Source organism: Ruegeria sp. HKCCA6707 (genome assembly GCF_013033515.1).
Lineage (GTDB): Bacteria > Pseudomonadota > Alphaproteobacteria > Rhodobacterales > Rhodobacteraceae > Ruegeria.
The window spans coordinates 1-16,362 of sequence record NZ_WQEG01000003.1 but is presented as its reverse complement, the minus strand read 5'-3'; the positions used below and the strand labels follow the sequence as shown (position 1 = coordinate 16,362).

The 16,362-nt window shown below is 58.8% G+C and carries 20 protein-coding genes and 1 tRNA gene; 10 read left to right on the top strand and 11 right to left on the bottom strand.

Features of this window, described 5'->3' with window-relative positions; translation table 11 throughout:
* Window positions 1-40 precede the first annotated feature (40 nt).
* Window positions 41-1,585, bottom strand: coding sequence for a trimethylamine methyltransferase family protein (locus tag GOW40_RS08565; protein ID WP_171129650.1), 1,545 nt, complete (start codon window positions 1,583-1,585; stop codon window positions 41-43).
* Between the two features lie 421 nt (window positions 1,586-2,006).
* Between GOW40_RS08565 and GOW40_RS08560 the strand changes: the two genes are divergently transcribed.
* Entirely contained in the window at window positions 2,007-2,525 is a 519-nt protein-coding gene (locus GOW40_RS08560; RefSeq protein WP_171099317.1) for an outer membrane protein, read from the top strand.
* A gap of 4 nt (window positions 2,526-2,529) precedes the next feature.
* On the opposite strand, the gene GOW40_RS08555 is transcribed toward GOW40_RS08560, so the two are convergent.
* Genes GOW40_RS08555 through GOW40_RS22335 form a run of 4 tightly spaced genes read right to left on the bottom strand, consistent with a single transcriptional unit; the run spans window position 2,530 to window position 4,763 of the window.
* Entirely contained in the window at window positions 2,530-3,714 is a 1,185-nt protein-coding gene (locus GOW40_RS08555) for a pyridoxal phosphate-dependent aminotransferase (protein WP_171129648.1), read from the bottom strand.
* 55 nt (window positions 3,715-3,769) lie between these two features.
* Window positions 3,770-4,117, bottom strand: coding sequence for an MmcQ/YjbR family DNA-binding protein (locus GOW40_RS08550; RefSeq protein WP_171129646.1), 348 nt, complete (start codon window positions 4,115-4,117; stop codon window positions 3,770-3,772).
* Window position 4,118: 1 nt separating this feature from the next.
* The gene (locus GOW40_RS08545) at window positions 4,119-4,601 is read right to left on the bottom strand and encodes a hypothetical protein (RefSeq protein ID WP_171099311.1); all 483 of its coding nucleotides are present in this window, start codon (window positions 4,599-4,601) and stop codon (window positions 4,119-4,121) included.
* 33 nt (window positions 4,602-4,634) lie between these two features.
* Window positions 4,635-4,763 (bottom strand): hypothetical protein, encoded by a 129-nt coding sequence (locus GOW40_RS22335; RefSeq protein ID WP_256367842.1) that lies wholly within the window; start codon window positions 4,761-4,763, stop codon window positions 4,635-4,637.
* A gap of 55 nt (window positions 4,764-4,818) precedes the next feature.
* Here GOW40_RS22335 and cysS point away from each other — a divergent pair, with 55 nt between their 5' ends.
* The 3 genes from cysS to GOW40_RS08530 are packed head-to-tail and all read left to right on the top strand — an operon-like array spanning window position 4,819 to window position 8,629.
* Window positions 4,819-6,216: a cysteine--tRNA ligase gene (gene cysS, locus GOW40_RS08540; RefSeq protein WP_171129644.1), complete on the top strand. Its 1,398-nt coding sequence runs from the start codon at window positions 4,819-4,821 to the stop codon at window positions 6,214-6,216.
* Entirely contained in the window at window positions 6,216-7,850 is a 1,635-nt protein-coding gene (gene cimA, locus GOW40_RS08535; RefSeq protein ID WP_171129642.1) for a citramalate synthase, read from the top strand. The genes cysS and cimA overlap by 1 nt, the downstream gene beginning before the upstream one ends.
* Complete coding sequence (locus GOW40_RS08530; RefSeq protein WP_171129640.1) at window positions 7,847-8,629, top strand: squalene/phytoene synthase family protein; 783 nt, start codon at window positions 7,847-7,849, stop codon at window positions 8,627-8,629. Before cimA ends, GOW40_RS08530 begins: the two co-directional genes overlap by 4 nt.
* Window positions 8,630-8,634: 5 nt before the next feature.
* Here GOW40_RS08530 and GOW40_RS08525 read toward each other — a convergent pair whose 3' ends face one another.
* On the bottom strand, window positions 8,635-9,861 hold the full coding sequence (locus tag GOW40_RS08525; protein ID WP_171099303.1) for an MFS transporter: 1,227 nt from the start codon (window positions 9,859-9,861) through the stop codon (window positions 8,635-8,637).
* Between the two features lie 99 nt (window positions 9,862-9,960).
* Here GOW40_RS08525 and GOW40_RS08520 point away from each other — a divergent pair, with 99 nt between their 5' ends.
* Genes GOW40_RS08520 through GOW40_RS08505 form a run of 4 tightly spaced genes read left to right on the top strand, consistent with a single transcriptional unit; the run spans window position 9,961 to window position 12,058 of the window.
* The gene (locus GOW40_RS08520; protein WP_171129636.1) at window positions 9,961-10,593 is read left to right on the top strand and encodes a DNA-3-methyladenine glycosylase; all 633 of its coding nucleotides are present in this window, start codon (window positions 9,961-9,963) and stop codon (window positions 10,591-10,593) included.
* Window positions 10,590-11,255, top strand: a complete 666-nt coding sequence (locus GOW40_RS08515) for an alpha/beta hydrolase (protein WP_171129634.1) — start codon at window positions 10,590-10,592, stop codon at window positions 11,253-11,255. Before GOW40_RS08520 ends, GOW40_RS08515 begins: the two co-directional genes overlap by 4 nt.
* Window positions 11,256-11,258: 3 nt before the next feature.
* On the top strand, window positions 11,259-11,762 hold the full coding sequence (locus GOW40_RS08510) for a GNAT family N-acetyltransferase (RefSeq protein WP_171129632.1): 504 nt from the start codon (window positions 11,259-11,261) through the stop codon (window positions 11,760-11,762).
* The gene (locus GOW40_RS08505; RefSeq protein ID WP_171129630.1) at window positions 11,756-12,058 is read left to right on the top strand and encodes a putative quinol monooxygenase; all 303 of its coding nucleotides are present in this window, start codon (window positions 11,756-11,758) and stop codon (window positions 12,056-12,058) included. Before GOW40_RS08510 ends, GOW40_RS08505 begins: the two co-directional genes overlap by 7 nt.
* A 5-nt stretch (window positions 12,059-12,063) precedes the next feature.
* On the opposite strand, the gene GOW40_RS08500 is transcribed toward GOW40_RS08505, so the two are convergent.
* Both GOW40_RS08500 and GOW40_RS08495 read right to left on the bottom strand, forming a co-directional pair.
* A complete protein-coding gene (locus GOW40_RS08500; protein WP_171129628.1) occupies window positions 12,064-12,489 on the bottom strand; it encodes a VOC family protein in 426 nt (141 codons plus the stop codon).
* 32 nt (window positions 12,490-12,521) lie between these two features.
* A complete protein-coding gene (locus GOW40_RS08495; protein ID WP_171130482.1) occupies window positions 12,522-13,127 on the bottom strand; it encodes an rRNA large subunit pseudouridine synthase E in 606 nt (201 codons plus the stop codon).
* A 213-nt stretch (window positions 13,128-13,340) separates the two neighbouring features.
* Here GOW40_RS08495 and GOW40_RS08490 point away from each other — a divergent pair, with 213 nt between their 5' ends.
* On the top strand, window positions 13,341-13,928 hold the full coding sequence (locus GOW40_RS08490) for an HNH endonuclease (RefSeq protein WP_171099292.1): 588 nt from the start codon (window positions 13,341-13,343) through the stop codon (window positions 13,926-13,928).
* Between the two features lie 3 nt (window positions 13,929-13,931).
* On the opposite strand, the gene GOW40_RS08485 is transcribed toward GOW40_RS08490, so the two are convergent.
* Both GOW40_RS08485 and GOW40_RS08480 read right to left on the bottom strand, forming a co-directional pair.
* Complete coding sequence (locus GOW40_RS08485; protein WP_171129626.1) at window positions 13,932-14,396, bottom strand: disulfide bond formation protein B; 465 nt, start codon at window positions 14,394-14,396, stop codon at window positions 13,932-13,934.
* Window positions 14,393-14,971 (bottom strand): YqaA family protein, encoded by a 579-nt coding sequence (locus GOW40_RS08480; RefSeq protein WP_171099288.1) that lies wholly within the window; start codon window positions 14,969-14,971, stop codon window positions 14,393-14,395. Before GOW40_RS08480 ends, GOW40_RS08485 begins: the two co-directional genes overlap by 4 nt.
* Before the next feature lie 142 nt (window positions 14,972-15,113).
* Between GOW40_RS08480 and GOW40_RS08475 the strand changes: the two genes are divergently transcribed.
* A tRNA-Leu gene (locus GOW40_RS08475) sits at window positions 15,114-15,199 on the top strand.
* A 232-nt stretch (window positions 15,200-15,431) separates the two neighbouring features.
* On the opposite strand, the gene GOW40_RS08470 is transcribed toward GOW40_RS08475, so the two are convergent.
* Window positions 15,432-16,265 carry an IS3 family transposase gene (locus GOW40_RS08470; RefSeq protein WP_254444396.1) on the bottom strand — a complete coding sequence of 278 codons (834 nt, stop codon included), beginning with the start codon at window positions 16,263-16,265 and terminating at the stop codon, window positions 15,432-15,434.
* Window positions 16,266-16,362: the final 97 nt, after the last annotated feature.

The following is a 16,362-nucleotide window of genomic DNA, read 5'->3' as shown; positions in this document are numbered from 1 at the left end:
TGGCGGTCCGAGCCCTCTCGGGCCGCCTGTTATCGACGGGTTACTGCGGCAAATGAATGTTGAACCTGGTTCGTAGTTCGGCATCCAGCTCTGGGGTGAATCTTGCCGGTGACGGTGTCGACAGAATCTCAAGCTTGCGGGCTGTGGCCTTCTCGACCAGATCGGGCTTGTCCAACTCGGCCCATTCCTTGGGTGACGTGCGGTCTCCCAAAGTGGGATAGACATAATCGGATTGCATACGGCTGAGCGTTGCGTCCGTGCCCAGATAATGGCCGGGCCCACCCATGCACACCTGCGCAATCTGATCCAGAGCCAACGTATCTTCAGATACATCAATGCCGCGTACACAGCGCAGTGCCTGTCCAATCAGATCATCGCTGAGGATCAGCGACTCGTGGCAGAACCCCAGCAGCGACGAATGCATCCCGGCGGCCTCATAGACCATGTTCAGGCCCGACAGCCCGGCCATGACATTCGAACACATCTGCTCCCATCCGGCCTGCATGTCCGGCAGCTTGGCGTCGCTGGCCCCGGCGGCAGCCCCACCGGGCAGGTCATAAAACCGATGCATCTGAGCGCAGCCCGCTGACAACAACGCTTGTTCCCCAGAGCCTACCGACATCGCGCCTGTGCGCAGGTCCAGACCAAAGGGCCAGGTGCCAAAGACCGCAGGCGCACCGGGTTTGACCGCGTTCACGTAAACCAATCCGGCCAGACATTCTGCGGTGGCCTGAACAATGGCGCCCGCGATGGTTGACGGCGCGGTGGCCCCGGCCATTCCGGCAGACAACAGCAGGATGGGCATACCCGCCTTGATGCATTCCTCCATCACCAGGCAACTTTCGGTGGCGAACTTCATCGGAGGCACCACAAAACAGTTGGTGTTCGACACAAACGGACGGGCGCGCCAATTGTCCTCACCACCCGCAATCATGTGCAGCATTTCCATCGCCGGCGCGACATAGCTTGGGTCGGTGAACGACGTGCCTACGTGTTTGTAGGTACCGGAACAACAGGCATAGATCGTGTTCAGATCCATCTCGCGGTTGTCTTCGATGTCGCGACAGACCATCGGGCGCTGAACAAAGTGGATATTGTCCAAATGCTCGCAAATCCGCGCGGCATCATGCAGATCCTGAACCGTCGAGTCGCGGTATTCCCGGCCATCGACATCAACCATGTGCACCGCAGCACCGGCGGTGCCATAATGTACCCGCGTGCCGCTGAGATCGAGGTCGGATTTTCCGTCCCGGCTGTGCAATGTGACGGCGCGATTGGCACGGGCAAGGGTATCTTCGACCAGCGCGGGCGGAAAGCGCAGGCGACCGTCATCGCCCAAAGTGCAGCCCGCTTCGGTCAAATAGTCGATCCCACTTTGCGGTGCATCAGCGAGGCCAATGGTTTCCAGCGCTTTGAGCGCAGTTTGGTGAATACGCTCAAGGTCCTGCTGCGCCAGCGGTTGATAGGCGCCGCCTTGCAGTCCCGGGCGAACGGGGCGCAAGTGATCGGGCAAAGCCGAGGCACGCGCAGCGCGTCGGGCGGCGCGACCGCCGCTGCGAGAGGTTGAGCGGGATTGGTCATTCATGGTGTATTCCAGAGTCAGATCGAATGTCGTGGTGGAAAGAAATTCGTCAGCTCATGGTCTTCCACGTGCCGCACGCCCGCGATCCGCACCAATCGTGCGGCTTATCAGGCAAATCTTCCAGTTTTCATTCGGCATACACACCTCGTGGCAGTGGCCTTATTGGTGCAGATTGAGGCGACACAGTCTGTTCTGTTTGCGACGTTTGTTCCGCATGGGTAAACGGGTGTGTGAAAGGCGCATCGAATCCGATGCAATCTCAATTCAAACACTAGGATGTGAGAATAGTTTTACGCTGCAGCTTCGAAATCTGTTAACCTGACCTTAGGTTATTGGTGAAATGAGTTGATCATAGGGAATTGAGGCCATTTTCCCCGCGTTTGGGGTGAAGAGGGCAAACCTCGTTCCGTTTTCGGAGTTGCTGTTGAAACTGATCCAGGCAATATCGTTCTCTGCAATAGCGGCTTTTGCCAGTCCGACTTTGGCCGAGGATTGGACGGGCGCCTATGCTGGATTCAGTTTCGGTTATGCGGATGTTGATGGGCCCGCAGGTAGCGGCGGCAGTACCGGTATTTTCGGGCCACATGTCGGTTTCGACTATGATTTCGGCAATATCGTTCTGGGCGGCGAGCTTGAGTACAACCGGTTTAACTTGGACCTTGGCCAATCTGAGGGCAGCCTGGACAGCATGTCTCGCTTAAAGCTGCGCGGCGGGTATGATTTCGGCTCGGCGTTGGGATATGTGGTCGTTGGGACCGCACGCGCTGAAACCTCGGGCGATAGCGATACGGCTGCGGTTTATGGAATCGGTGTTGCCTATCCGATCAACGACCGTTTCATTATCAGCGGTGAGGCGTTGCGACAGGATTTTGACGGGCTGCCCGAGTCGGGCGGAGGACTTGACGCCAACGTGTTCAACCTGCGCACAACCTTTCGCTTCTGACCTTCTAGGCCGCTCCGGATTTCTGCGCCAGGCCAGCTGCGAAATCACATAGAATTCCGAGGGATGCGGCGAATTTCTCATCCTCAACCGTCATCGCAACCCGAATGTGGCCAGCAGCAGATCTGCCAAAGCTTTCACCGGGCATGACGGCGATGGCGTGGGTGTCCAAAAGCGCATTTGCAAAGGCCTCACCGCTCAGACCAGTGGCACGAATATCCAGCATCAGATACATGGCCCCTTGCGCCGGAACCAGATGGATCACGTGCTGGCGCGACAGGATGTCGATGGCAATGGCACGGCGGCGGATGAACGGCGCCGAGATTTTGTCTTCAAGGGCAGTACCGGCATTCAAGGCAAACTCTGCCGCGTCCTGAATAAATCCGGGCACACCATAGGTGGTATGGGTCGCAAGGTTGATCAGATGTTCAATTGCGGTTTCAGGCCCGACAATCCAACCGCAGCGCGATCCTGTCATGGCATGAGACTTGGACATTGAGCCAACAACCAGCGTTTGCTGGTCCATGCCAGGAAGAGAACGCGGCGAGATATGCGAACCTTCCCAGACCTGTGTGTCGTAAACCTCATCCGAGATCAGCCAGAGATTTCGGCGCTGACACAAGCCGGCAATATCGCTCAGCGTCTGCGCGGAATAGACCACCCCGGTCGGGTTGTTGGGGGAGTTGATCAGCAATGAAACCGCCCCGGCGGCCTGCTCTTCGATCAGTCCGGCACGGGGTTGAAAGGAATCTTCGGCTCGGGTCTGAATGGCCCGCGCCTGCGCGCCTGCCGCCCGAATCGTGCCGGGATAGGTGGCGTAATAGGGATCCATAAACAGCCCCACGTCACCGGGGTCACACGCAGCTTTATGGGCCGCAAACAGGGCCGCCTGACCGCCGGGCGTGATCAGAACGTTGTCGCGCGTGGTCGGTACGCCGGTGCGCGCCTGCACACGGGCTGCCACTGTGTCACGCAGTGAATCGGTGCCGGGGACCATGGCATATCCGGTGTGCCCTCCGAGCGCGGAGGCGTCCATCGCGGCCAGGATCGATTGATCTGTTCGAATGTCATGTTCACCGATGGTCAATTCGGTGACCTCGTGCCCGTCCCGGATCATTCGCCGCGCGCGATAGAATACATCCCAACCGTCGCTGTCTCCGGTCAAATGGGTGATGTGATGCGACAATTTCATTGGCTGCTCCGGGACGAGTGTGTTGCCGAACTTGGGGCAGAGCGCGCGCGAAATGTCAATCGTCGCGTGGCGGCAGCGTGGCTTGTAATTTTTTGGTCAGCGATGCGCGTACCAGATCGTAGGAACTCAGCAAGCGGTGGCGCATCTCGGACGGTTCTGCATCAAGCGGGAGCCGGATCCAGCTGCGGTGGAAATAGGGGGCTTTGACGCCGACTCCGGCGTCGATCAACATCTGTGCCGTTTCGATATCACGGGTCTTGACCGATACGCCGTCCTGAACCGCGCCGATACAGGCGAACATTTTGCCACAGACTTTCCAGGCGTCATGGCCGCCGCCCCAGGGATCGGACAGCTCGGCGCCCGGCAGCTTTTGACAGATATTGTTGACCGCGGCGCGCGACATCTCAGAGTTTCTTCGTTTCAGAGCGGTAATACTTGTTCATCAAAATGATGATCTGAATAATGCGCAAGATCACCACAAAGGGGCTGTTGGGGCTGGAACTGACATGGGTTTCTTTGCTTTTCGAGATTTTCCCAAGCGTCTGAGCCTTTTTGAAAGCTGCATCCATATAGCGCTTTTCGAAGGTTCGCACTTGCCCTCGGAAATTGTCCGCAGCGGTCTTTCGTTCGGCACGCGACAGCATTTTGATATTCTTCGAGGCTAGCGCCAGAATGCTGCGCAGCTCTTTGTCGACATCGACCATGGTTTTAAGGGCGGCGGTGGCCTCACGTGACAGGGTGCTGGCGTCCAAAACGGGCAGGCCTGACATCTTGATCATCAAATCCAACTGCTTCAGCACGGGCGTCATCTTGCGTTCCAGCAGCCGGATCCGTTTGCTGGTTTGACTTAGAAAAAACAGGTTCTTGGCATCGGATTTTTTCAACATAACGGCCACCACAAATAAGAAACACGGGCCATTTTACCATTTCAACGGCTTGGCGCAAAGAATGTCACCTGCTATGGTCCCGGCATGAACCGGATGACCTGCATCATTATCTGCTGCATTTCCTGCTGATTTTTCCAGCGGGCCGGTTTCTTTCGTTTTCATCTCTGAGACAAGTTGCTAAGCCCGCGCCAACGCGCAAGCCCAGGAGCATGGCCTGATGACGACGATCAAACTGCACAATACGCGGACGCGGACAAAAGAAGATTTTGTTCCGATCGACCCTGAAAACGTGCGGATGTATGTCTGTGGACCCACCGTCTATGACCGCGCCCATCTGGGCAACGCGCGCCCCGTCGTGGTGTTTGATGTGCTCTACCGTCTGCTGCGCCATGTCTATGGTACGGAGCAGGTGACTTACGTGCGCAATTTCACCGACGTGGATGACAAGATCAACGCCACGGCCTTGGCCCGCAAAGAGGCCGGGGCCGAGGGGTCGCTGGAGCACTTGGTGCAAGAGCGGTCGGATGAGACCATCGGCTGGTATCTGCACGATATGGGGGCGCTTGGGGCGTTGGAGCCCAACGCGATGCCGCGGGCGACGCAATATATTCGCCAGATGGTCGAAATGATCGAAGATCTGATTGCCAAGGGTCATGCCTATGTGGCTGAAGGCCATGTGCTGTTTGCTGTGGACCGTTGGAAGGAAGGCTATGGCAAGCTCTCGGGGCGGTCAGTGGATGACATGATCGCCGGGGCGCGGGTCGAAGTGGCGCCTTACAAGAGAAACCCGATGGATTTTGTCCTGTGGAAGCCATCGAGTGATGACTTGCCGGGATGGGACAGCCCCTGGGGGCGGGGGCGTCCGGGCTGGCATATCGAATGCTCGGCCATGGCCTATGAGTTGCTGGGAGCGAGTTTCGATATCCATGGTGGCGGCAATGACCTGATGTTCCCGCATCATGAGAACGAGATCGCGCAAAGCTGCTGCGCCCACCCAGAGGGCGAGTTTGCGCGGGTCTGGCTGCACAATGAGATGTTGCAGGTCGAAGGTAAGAAGATGTCCAAGTCTCTGGGCAATTTCTTCACCGTGCATGACTTGTTGGAACAGGGTGTCCCGGGCGAAGTGATCCGCTTTGTCTTCTTACAGACGCACTATCGCAAGCCGATGGACTGGACCGAGAAGAAGGCGCGCGCCGCTGAGGCAACGCTGCGCAAGTGGCGGGCGCTGACAGCGGGCATCGAACCCGCCGCCAGCGCGGCCCCTGCGGTGATCGAAGCGCTAGCGGATGATCTGAACACGGCGGGGGCCCTGACCGAGCTGCACCGTTTGGCATCAGAGGGTGATGCGGCTGGGTTACTGGCCAGCGCGCAGGTCTTGGGTCTGCTGGAGCCCGAGATGGGTCAATGGGCTGATACCGATGCGGTGGACCTGACGGCACATGCGGATCGTTTGGCCGGTGCGCGGGCTTTGGCCATGCAAAACAAGGACTTCTCGGAAGTGGATCGCCTTAAGGCAGCCTTTGTCGCGGCGGGGCTGGAAGTGCGTATGAGCAAGGACGGTGTCGAACTGGTGCCCGGTCCTGGGTTTGATGCGGCCAAGCTGGAGGCTGTGTGATGGGCAAAGAACGGCTTTATCTTTACGACACCACCCTTCGCGATGGGCAGCAGACGCAGGGCGTGCAGTTCTCGACCGCTGAGAAAGTACAGATCGCACAGGCGCTGGATGCGTTGGGCGTGGACTATATCGAAGGCGGCTGGCCCGGGGCGAACCCCACAGACAGTGCGTTTTTTGAGGCCGCACCCAAGACGTCTGCCCGTTTGACGGCCTTTGGCATGACCAAGCGGTCAGGGCGTTCGGCTGAGAATGATGACGTTCTGGCCGCCGTGATGAATGCAGGCACGCAGGCGGTTTGTCTGGTGGGTAAGTCGCATGATTATCATGTCTCTCACGCGCTGGGGATCACGCTGGAAGAGAATGTCGAAAACGTCCGAGCCTCGGTTGCGCATATCGTGGCGCAGGAGCGTGAGGCCCTGTTTGATGCCGAGCATTTCTTTGATGGCTATAAGGACAACCCTGGCTATGCGGTTGAGGTCTGTCGTGCCGCGTTAGAGGCGGGCGCGCGCTGGGTGGTGCTGTGTGACACCAATGGCGGCGCTTTGCCGGGCGAGGTAGGGCGGATCGTGTCCGAGGTGATTGCAGCAGGCATTCCCGGTGATCATTTGAGCATTCACACCCATAACGACACTGAAAACGCGGTGGCCTGTTCGCTGGCGGCTGTGGACGCGGGCGCTCGGCAGGTTCAGGGCACGTTGAACGGGTTGGGGGAGCGTTGCGGCAATGCCAACCTGACTGCCCTGATCCCGACCTTGCTGTTGAAAGAGCCTTATGCGTCGGGCTTTGAGATTGGTGTGGATGCCGAGGCTCTGGCGGGTCTGACCCGGATCAGCCGCATGTTGGATGATATTCTGAACCGGGTGCCCAGCAAGCAATCGGCCTATGTGGGGGCATCGGCCTTTGCCCATAAGGCCGGGCTGCATGCCAGCGCGATCCTCAAGGATCCGTCGACCTATGAACACATTGATCCCGCGCAGGTGGGCAACGCGCGCATCATTCCGATGTCGAACCAGGCCGGGCAATCGAACCTGCGCAAGCGTCTGACCGAAGCGGGGCTTGTTGTCGAAGCGGGTGACCCAGCTTTGGGGCGGATCCTGGATCTGATCAAGATGCGCGAGGCCGAGGGCTATTCCTATGACACCGCGCAGGCCAGTTTCGAGTTGTTGGCACGGGCCGAACTGGGGCAACTACCGGATTTCTTCGAGGTAAAGCGATATAAGGTCACGGTTGAGCGGCGCAAAAACAAGTACAACAAGATGGTCAGCCTCTCCGAGGCGGTCGTTGTGGTGAAGGTGGACGGTGAAAAGAAGCTTTCGGTCAGTGAATCGCTTGATGACGCAGGCAGCGACCGGGGGCCGGTGAACGCGCTGGCGCGCGCCTTGGCCAAGGATCTGGGGCAGTATTCCCCGATTCTGGACGATATGCATCTGGTGGATTTCAAAGTGCGCATAACCCAGGGCGGGACCGAAGCGGTCACGCGCGTTATCATCGACAGCGAAGACGGTCAGGGGCGGCGTTGGTCGACAGTGGGGGTGAGTGCGAACATCGTTGATGCCTCGTTCGAGGCTTTGCTGGACGCGATCCAGTGGAAACTGGTTCGCGATTGCGGGGCGCAACCGGCGGCGGCGGAATGACGACTGGTTTCAGCGAAGACGTTAAGGCCTGCGCTGCGCTTGTGCATCGCGCGGATCCCGATCGGTTCATGGCGGCGATGGCAGCACCTGTTGAGGCGCGTGCCGTACTATTTCCGATCTACGCGTTGAATGTCGAGGTCGCGCGCGCGCCTTGGGTCACGCAAGAGCCGATGATTGCCGAGATGCGTTTGCAATGGTGGCGGGATGCGTTGCAAGAGATTGCCGAAGGTCCCGAGGTGCGGCGGCACGAGGTGGTGACGCCGTTGTCAGCTGTTCTGTCCTCACATCTGGCCTCGATTCTGGATGAATATGTCGCGGTAAGGCGTTGGGATGTCTATAAAGACCCGTTCGAAGACGAGGCGCATTTTGACGCCTATATCAATCACAGCGCGGGCAGCCTGATGGTGGCGGCTGCGCAGGCACTTGGCCCGGCGGACGAAGAGGTCCTGCGTGATTTTGGCTATGCGGTGGGCGTTGCCAACTGGTTCCGCGCAATCCCGGAACTGGAAAGCCGGGGGCGTATCCCTTTGTTGGATGGTACAGCCGAGGGTGTGCAAGCTTTGGCTGAAAAGGCCTTGGCCCGGCTTGAGAACGCGCAATCTCAACGCTCCAAGGTGCCGCCTTCATCGCGACCTGCACTCTTTGCAGGGTGGCAAGCGGGGTGGGTTTTGCGCAAAGCAATGGCGCAGCCGCAACGCGTGGCCAATGGGCAGTTGGCGCAGGGTGAGTTGAGACGCAGATTGTCCCTGATGCGGGTGGCGAGCACCGGGCGTTGGTAGAGGCCTCAGGCCGTTTCGGGATCGGCCGGGCGCAGAACCAACCAAAGCAGCGCGCCGCCCGCCAGCGTCAGCAACGGGATCATCGCCAGGTTCACGGCTGTCCAGCCTTCGATTGCCGAACCCCCCGAACAGTTCATCAGCCCGCCAGACGCCACCGAAGCAAAGGTGACGCCACCAAAGACCAGCAGGTCATTAAGGCCCTGCATCCGACCGCGTTCCGCCTCGGTATGGCTTTCAGCCAGCATCGCCGTTGCGCCGATAAAGCCAAAGTTCCAGCCGATACCCAGAAGGAAGAGGGCAAGATAGAAATTGCCCAGTTCAACCCCTTGCAAGGCAACAACTCCGGCAGCAGCCAGGATCATCAGGCCAATCGCCACAATCTTTTCAACGCCGAAGCGTGCGATCAGATGGCCGGTGAAAAAGCTGGGGATGAACATGGCCAGCACATGGCCGGTGACGATATCGGCGGCGTCGCCCTCGGTATAGCCACAGCCCACCACCGCCAAAGGTGTCGAAGTCATCACCAGGTTCATCAGCGCGTAAGAGACCATGCCACAGATCACCGCCACCGCGATGCGGGGGGTTCTGAGCAGTTCCAACCGGCTGCGGCCTTTGGGATGGGTTTCATCCGGGCGTTCGGGTGTTGGGATATCAAGCGCAAAGAACAAGAGCGCTCCAAAGAGGTTCAGCGCAATGACCGCCAGATAGGTGCCCAGAAAGGGGATCACATAGGCCTGTGAGGTCAGTTTGACGATCTGCGGCCCGATGATCGCGGCAGCAAGACCGCCTGCCATGACGTAAGAGATCGCCTTGGGTTTGAAGTCGTCCGACGCCGTGTCGGCAGCTGCAAAGCGATAGAATCCGTGGGCGCTCATATAGACACCGGTCAGCAGGCTGCCAGCCAGAAACACAGGAAACGAGCCCAGAAACAGGCCATAGGCACCGATCAAGGCCCCCAATGCGCCAGCCGTGGCGCCGATCAGAAACCCTGCGCGTCGGCCCCAGCGTTGCATGATCGCCGAAATGGGTGTGGCCGACAGCATCGACCCCAGAACAATCAAAGAAATGGGTAGTGTCGCCAGACAGGGATTCGAAGCCAGTGACTGCCCGGCCAGCCCACCGACGATGAACATCATTGGCATCTGTGCACCCAGGATGGCCTGCGCCGCGACCAGAACGGCAACATTGCGTTTGGCCAGTGAATTGTCCGGGGTGGCGGTCGACATTGTCATGGGCCTATGCGTATCGGTGAAACTTCGACGGCACAAGCGGGTTGCATCTGCGGCACATGCGCCTAACGTGCGCGGGACAGCCAGACTGAAGGGGGGCGCATGTCCGTTGGCCGTATCATCGAAACGCCGGACTGCGTGACCGAAGGGGCCGAGTGGCTGGCCAGCGCGTGCCCTCGAATGGCCTATGCGATGGAGCAAACTGGGCCGCTGCCTCTGCGCCGCAAGCCTGACGGGTTCGCGCAATTGCTAAGCGCGATTGTCAGCCAGCAGGTCAGCGTGGCCTCGGCCAATGCGATTTGGAAACGCCTGCAAGATGCCAAGCTGACCGGTCCGCGCAAGATCATGTGGGCCAGCGATGACGACCTGCGGGCAGCGGGACTGAGCCGCCAGAAAATCCGCTATGCCCGCGCGCTGGCTGAGGCGCGGATCGACTTTAAGACACTGCGCGATACCCCGGACGATGAGGTTGTGGCCATCCTGACCGAGGTGCCGGGTATCGGTGTCTGGACAGCCGAGATCTATGCCATGTTCTCGCTGGGCCGCGCGGATGTCATCGCGCCGGGTGATCTGGCCCTGCAAGAGGCTGCACGCGTTCTGTACAATCTGCCCAAACGCCCCACGGACAAGGAACTGCGCCAGATGGCCGAGGCCTGGTCGCCCTGGCGCTCGGTTGCGGCGCGGGTTTTGTGGGCCTATTACCGGGTGGCAAAGCAAAGAGAAGGGATCAGATGACTCGGGTTTTGAATGCGCTTCGGAAAGAGCCTGTTTCGGGCGACACGCGCTCGGTCGTGGTGTTCGTGCATGGCTATGGCGCGAATGGGGCCGACCTGCTGGGGCTGGCCGATCCGCTGGGCGAACATCTGCCCGATACGCTGTTTGTGGCCCCTGACGCGCCCGAACAGATCCCCGGCATGCCCAACGGATTTCAGTGGTTCCCGATCCCCTGGATTGATGGTTCATCCGAAGAAGAGGCCCGACGCGGGATGGAAATGGCGGTTGAGGATTTCAACGCTTTCCTCGATGCCCTGATGGTAGACGAAGATGTTCTGCCCGAGCAGGTGGTTCTGTTTGGTTTCAGCCAGGGCACGATGATGAGCCTGCATGTGGCGCCGCGCCGAGAAGACCCGGTGGCGGGCATAGTGGCCTTTTCCGGTCGGCTGCTGGAGCCGGACCTGCTGCCGGATGAAACCGTCAGCCGGATGCCCATTCTGCTGGTGCACGGAGATGCGGATGATGTTGTACCGCCCCAATCGCTGCCCGAGGCTGCCGAAGCGCTGCAGGCGGCAGATTTCAAAGAGGTTTACGCCCATGTCATGAAAGGCACCGGCCACGGTATAGCGCCCGATGGGCTGGGCGTGGCGCTGGCCTTCATGCGCGACAAGTTGAGTTTCTGACCCATGATCCTTGTCCGCCCGATGATGCGCGAAGATGTGTCGGCTGCATGTCGTATCTTGAACGATATCATCGCTGCGGGCGGTACCACTGCCTTTGAGATCCCATTTTCCGAGGTCTTGTTTGCGCAAAGCTATCTAGAGGGCTCGGATCTGGTGTGCTGCCACGTGGCGCTGGATGACACGGGCGAAGTTGCGGGGTTTCAATGGCTTGGCGTGCACGAGGCGCTGCCCGAAGACTGCGCCGATATCGCCACCTTCACCCGCCGCAACCCGGTTTTGCGCGGGGCTGGTCGGGCGTTGTTCGCCGAGACAACAACACGGGCCAGAGCGCTTGGGTTCAACACTCTGAACGCGACCATTCGGGCGGATAACGTTCTTGGGTTAAGCTATTACGACAAGATGGGGTTCGTTGACTACTCGGTGCGATACGGCGTCAAGCTGCGCGATGGCACGCCGGTCAACAGGATCTCGAAACGGTTTGACCTGAGAAAGGAAGGCCCATGCTGATCGTTACCGGAACTGTCGAAGTGTCCGCCGACAACGTCGAAACTGCGACCCAAGCGGCGCAGATAATGGTTGCGGAAACGATGAAAGAGCCGGGATGCCTGATCTATGAATTCAGCCAGGTTCTGGGCCATGTCAACCTGTTTCGGGTCTATGAAGAATGGGAAGATCAGGCCGCGCTTGAGGCGCATTTTGCAACCCCTCATATGGCAGAGTTTGGTCGGGTGCTTGGCGAAATCGGTGTTGTTTCCAGCGAAATTTACCGGGTGGTTGGTGGAGAAAAGCAGCCGCTACGCTGATCAGACTACGACCACAGATGCGGTTCGGCGAACTCGACCGAGTTTCCTGCAGGGTCTCGCACATACAAAGATCGCGCACCATTTGGCCAGTCAAACTCGGCATCCACGGGGATGTTCCAGTCCAAAAGATGTTTACGCATGACGGCGATTTCGTCTCGGGTCAGCACCAAACAGACGTGACCGGGGCCGCGCGCGCCATGTGGCGGCACAGGCAGGTCGGGATTGAGTGGTGGGTGTTCGGTTTGCGCGGAGTTGAACAATAACAAAACCGATCCGCCGACCCGGTAAAACACGTGCCGGTCCTTGACCCGCTGGATCTGTTCCAGTCCCAGAACCTCTCCATAAAACCGTTCGGCAGCATCCAGATCCGATGCATAGAGCGCTGCTTCCAAGATCGCCGATGGGGTGGGTATGTCCGGTGACACTTTCATGGCTCGAGCCTAGCAGACAAGGCCCGCAATTGTCACCGACGCGCGCGGCGGTCGCGTTTGCGCTGGTGGGCCGCGTTCAGCGACGGCATCGGCAGGCTGTCCCACGACCCGGGTGCGAGGTCGTCCAATGTCCAGTCGCCGATGCGATACCGGATCAGGCGCAGGGTAGGCAGGCCAACCGCGGCGGTCATACGACGTACCTGTCGGTTCTTGCCCTCACGGATGGTCAGTTCGATCCAGCTGTCGGGCACGGTTTTGCGTTCTCGGATCGGCGGAGTGCGCGGCCAAATCCCTTCGGGTTCGTCGATCTGACGCACTTTCGCCGGGCGGGTCACGCCATCCTTCAACTCGACCCCGTCGCGCAACGCCTTCAGGGCCGCCGGATCAGGCAGGCCTTCGACTTGCACCCAATAGGTTTTGGCCATCTTGTGTTTGGGGTCCGAAATCTGCGCTTGCAGCCTGCCATTGTCTGTCAGCAGCATCAGCCCTTCACTGTCGCGATCCAGCCGTCCCGCCGGATAGACACCCGGTACATCGATATAGTCCGACAACGTGCTGCGCGGGCTGTCCGCGTTGGCCCGATCGGTAAACTGGGGCAAAACGTCAAAGGGTTTGTTGAAGCGAATGAACCACGACATGCGCTTGGCAATAGCTTGCAAGCCAGCGCCACGCAACCTGTGGATAACTGTCATCAGCCTGTTACCGATTCGGCTTAACCAGTCTGCGACATATTGTGGAAAATCAGGACTTGTCAGAGTTTTAACACGATATATAGTCATCATAAGACCGGAGCGGGTGCTCTCCGCTCTGGCGTCACAAACGGGCAGCTGAGAGCGAGGAGCGATTCTGTGATGGACGGAGATTTCAGGACCGAATTTGTCAGAGAGCCGGGGATGCTCAAACAGCATCCGGCGCTGGTGCTGAATGCCGATTATCGCCCTTTGTCTTACTACCCGCTGTCGCTCTGGCCCTGGCAAGAGGCCATCAAGGCCGCCTGGCTGGACAGGGTGGATATCGTGGCCGAATATGACGAAGTTGTTCGCAGTCCCAGTACCGAGATCCGAATACCTTCGGTTGTTGTTTTGAAGGACTATGTGAAACCCAGAAAGCGCGTGGCCTTCACGCGCTTTAATTTATTCCTGCGTGACGAATTCAAATGCCAATATTGCGGCAGCCGGGACAATCTGACCTTTGACCATGTGGTGCCGCGCGCGGCCGGTGGCGTGACCAGTTGGCAAAACGTTGTTGCCGCCTGCAGCCCCTGTAACCTGCGCAAAGGGTCGAAGTCGCTGCGCCAGGCCGGGATGTCGCTGACCAAACCTCCGCGTCAACCGGACGCCGAGGCGCTGCGCAATATCGGGCGCAAATTCCCGCCAAACCATCTGCACGACAGCTGGATCGACTTTCTCTATTGGGATGCGGAACTGGACGAGCAGTAAAGCTCAGCGCAACCGCCAGGCGGCAAGCCACAGCAGGACCAGCCCGGCGGACAGAAGCGCGTTCCATCCGGCCATCGACAGGCCCAGCATCTCCCACGCGATTTCATCGCAGCGGACGACGGGCGCATTCATGATCTGATTCAGCAGTTCCTCGGGCGAAAGTCCCGAGATGCTGCCAGAAGTGCAGGTGGAGGGGCCTTCCCACAGGCCTTTTTCAACACCAGCGTGAAAGATCCCGATCCCGGCGGTTGTGGCAGCGGCCAGTGCGCCCAGCAAGGGCAGGGGGCGGATCCCTGGAAAAACAAAGGCCAGAACACCGATCAGAATCGCTGCACCATGCGGGAACCGTTGCCAGATGCACATCTTGCACGGGGCAAGACTACCCAGATACTGAAAGCCCAATGCTCCCAACAGCAACGCCGCTGATCCGGCTGTCGCGAGTGCGATCAGGGTCTTGCGCGCGGTCATAGCAGTTTCACCGCCGCAAACCCGCCGATCAGCAGCAAGATGAACAGGGTGAACATCAGACCCAGACGTTTTTCGATGAAATCCCGGATCGGTTCCCCGTATTTCCAAAGCAGCCCGGCGACGATGAAAAACCGCAAGGCGCGCGCCAGGATCGAGGTGGCGATGAACGTGCCCAGAGGCATCCCGGTCCATCCCGACATGATCGTGATCACCTTGTACGGGAAAGGCGTGACGCCCGCAGTCAGAACCGCCCAAAAGCCGAAATCGTTGAACCGCGTATTGAACTCGGCCATGGCATCCGCTTTGCCCATCGCTTCAAGAATAGGCTGTCCGATGCTGTCGTAGAAAAACGCACCGATCGCATAGCCTAACAAGCCGCCCAGTACCGAGGCGACCAGCGCCACAGTCGCGATCAGCCAGGCCCGAGACGGGCGCGCCAGGATCATCGGGATCATCAGGACATCGGGCGGAATGGGAAAGAAAGAGCTTTCGATAAAGGCCACAATCGCCAGCGCCCACAAGGCGTGCGGGTGGTCAGCCAGTCGAATGGTCCAGTCATAAAGTGATTTCAGCATCCGCGCCAAATCCCGTTTCAAATCCGGGAAAGCCAAATCACGAGGCCACGCAGGCGTCAACCATTGGTTGGCTCAAGATTTTGATTTGAGCGCTTTTTGCCTCTGGACCTTCCTGATCCTTGGCGCTAATCCACTGTGCGTGGCCCAAGTGGCGGAATGGTAGACGCAGGGGATTCAAAATCCCCCGCCTTCACGGGCGTGAGAGTTCGAGTCTCTCCTTGGGCACCAAATTTTCCGCGTAAGGTATTGTTTTGAATAGAGATGGCAGACGGACTGTTTTCTGGCACCACAATTTGCCCTACGATCCAGCATTAGTGCTTTGCATTAGCTTGTCGATTTCGGACACCTTAAAAAGGTATCGACCGCATGGCTTTCAGAAAAAAATTTAGCACTCAATCTTCCGTCCGCACAGGGATTCTTCTGTCAGGCTGCAACGAATTACGGCTGTCTAGCCCCCGTGTTATGGGCCATCTCGGACTAGAGTTTCGGGGACTGGTGGGCGCATGTTGAGGGCCTGATGCGGTCGGGTGTGGTTGTATTGCCTGAGCCAGCAATTGATCACGATCTGTGCCTGCTTGGTCGTTGTGAACCATTCGGAATTGAGAACCTCGCGGCGGAGCGTTCCATTGAACCTCTCGTTGTATCCGTTCTCCCAGGGAGAGCCCGGGTAGATCCGGATCGGGTTCACACCGACCTTCTCGAGCCAACTCTGGGTTGCCCGTGAAGAGAACTCTGGGCCGTTATCGCTTCGAACGAAATCAGGCTTTCCGTGGCGCAGGAACAGCCCGTAGAGAACCTCCAGCACATCTTCAGAACCCATGCGGGTCCGAACTTCCACTGCGAGCGCCTGGCGGGTGTATTCATCCAAAACCGTGAGCATCTTGTAGCTCCGCCCATTGCTCAGCTTGTCGTGAACGAAATCGACGCTCCAGACATGGTTAGGATGCGTCGGTCGGAGTCGAATGATCGAGCTGTCCTTGTGGTACAGGCGACGCTTCTTCTTGTGCCGCTGCGGGAGTTGCAGACCTTCCTCCCGCCACAGCCGTTCCACCTTCTTGTGATTGACACGCCAGCCCTCGACCCGAAGTAGCTGCGCCACCTTACGGTAGCCATACCGGCCATAGCTCTTGGCCAGACGGATCATGGCCAGTCGAAGAGCATCATCGTTCTTCTCTACGGCCTGGTATTGCATGGAGCTGCGTGCAAGGCCGACCACCTTGCAGGTGCGACGCTCTGATGTGCCGAGCTTCTGGCGAGCATGAATGACGGCCTGACGAAGTTGGCTCGTCGTCAGGCCCTCGGTTTTAGGTAGTTCAGACTTTCTTTGAGGATCAGCTTGTCCAGTTCCAGTTCGGCCACGATCTTCTTCAGCCGGGCATTTTCTTTCTCCA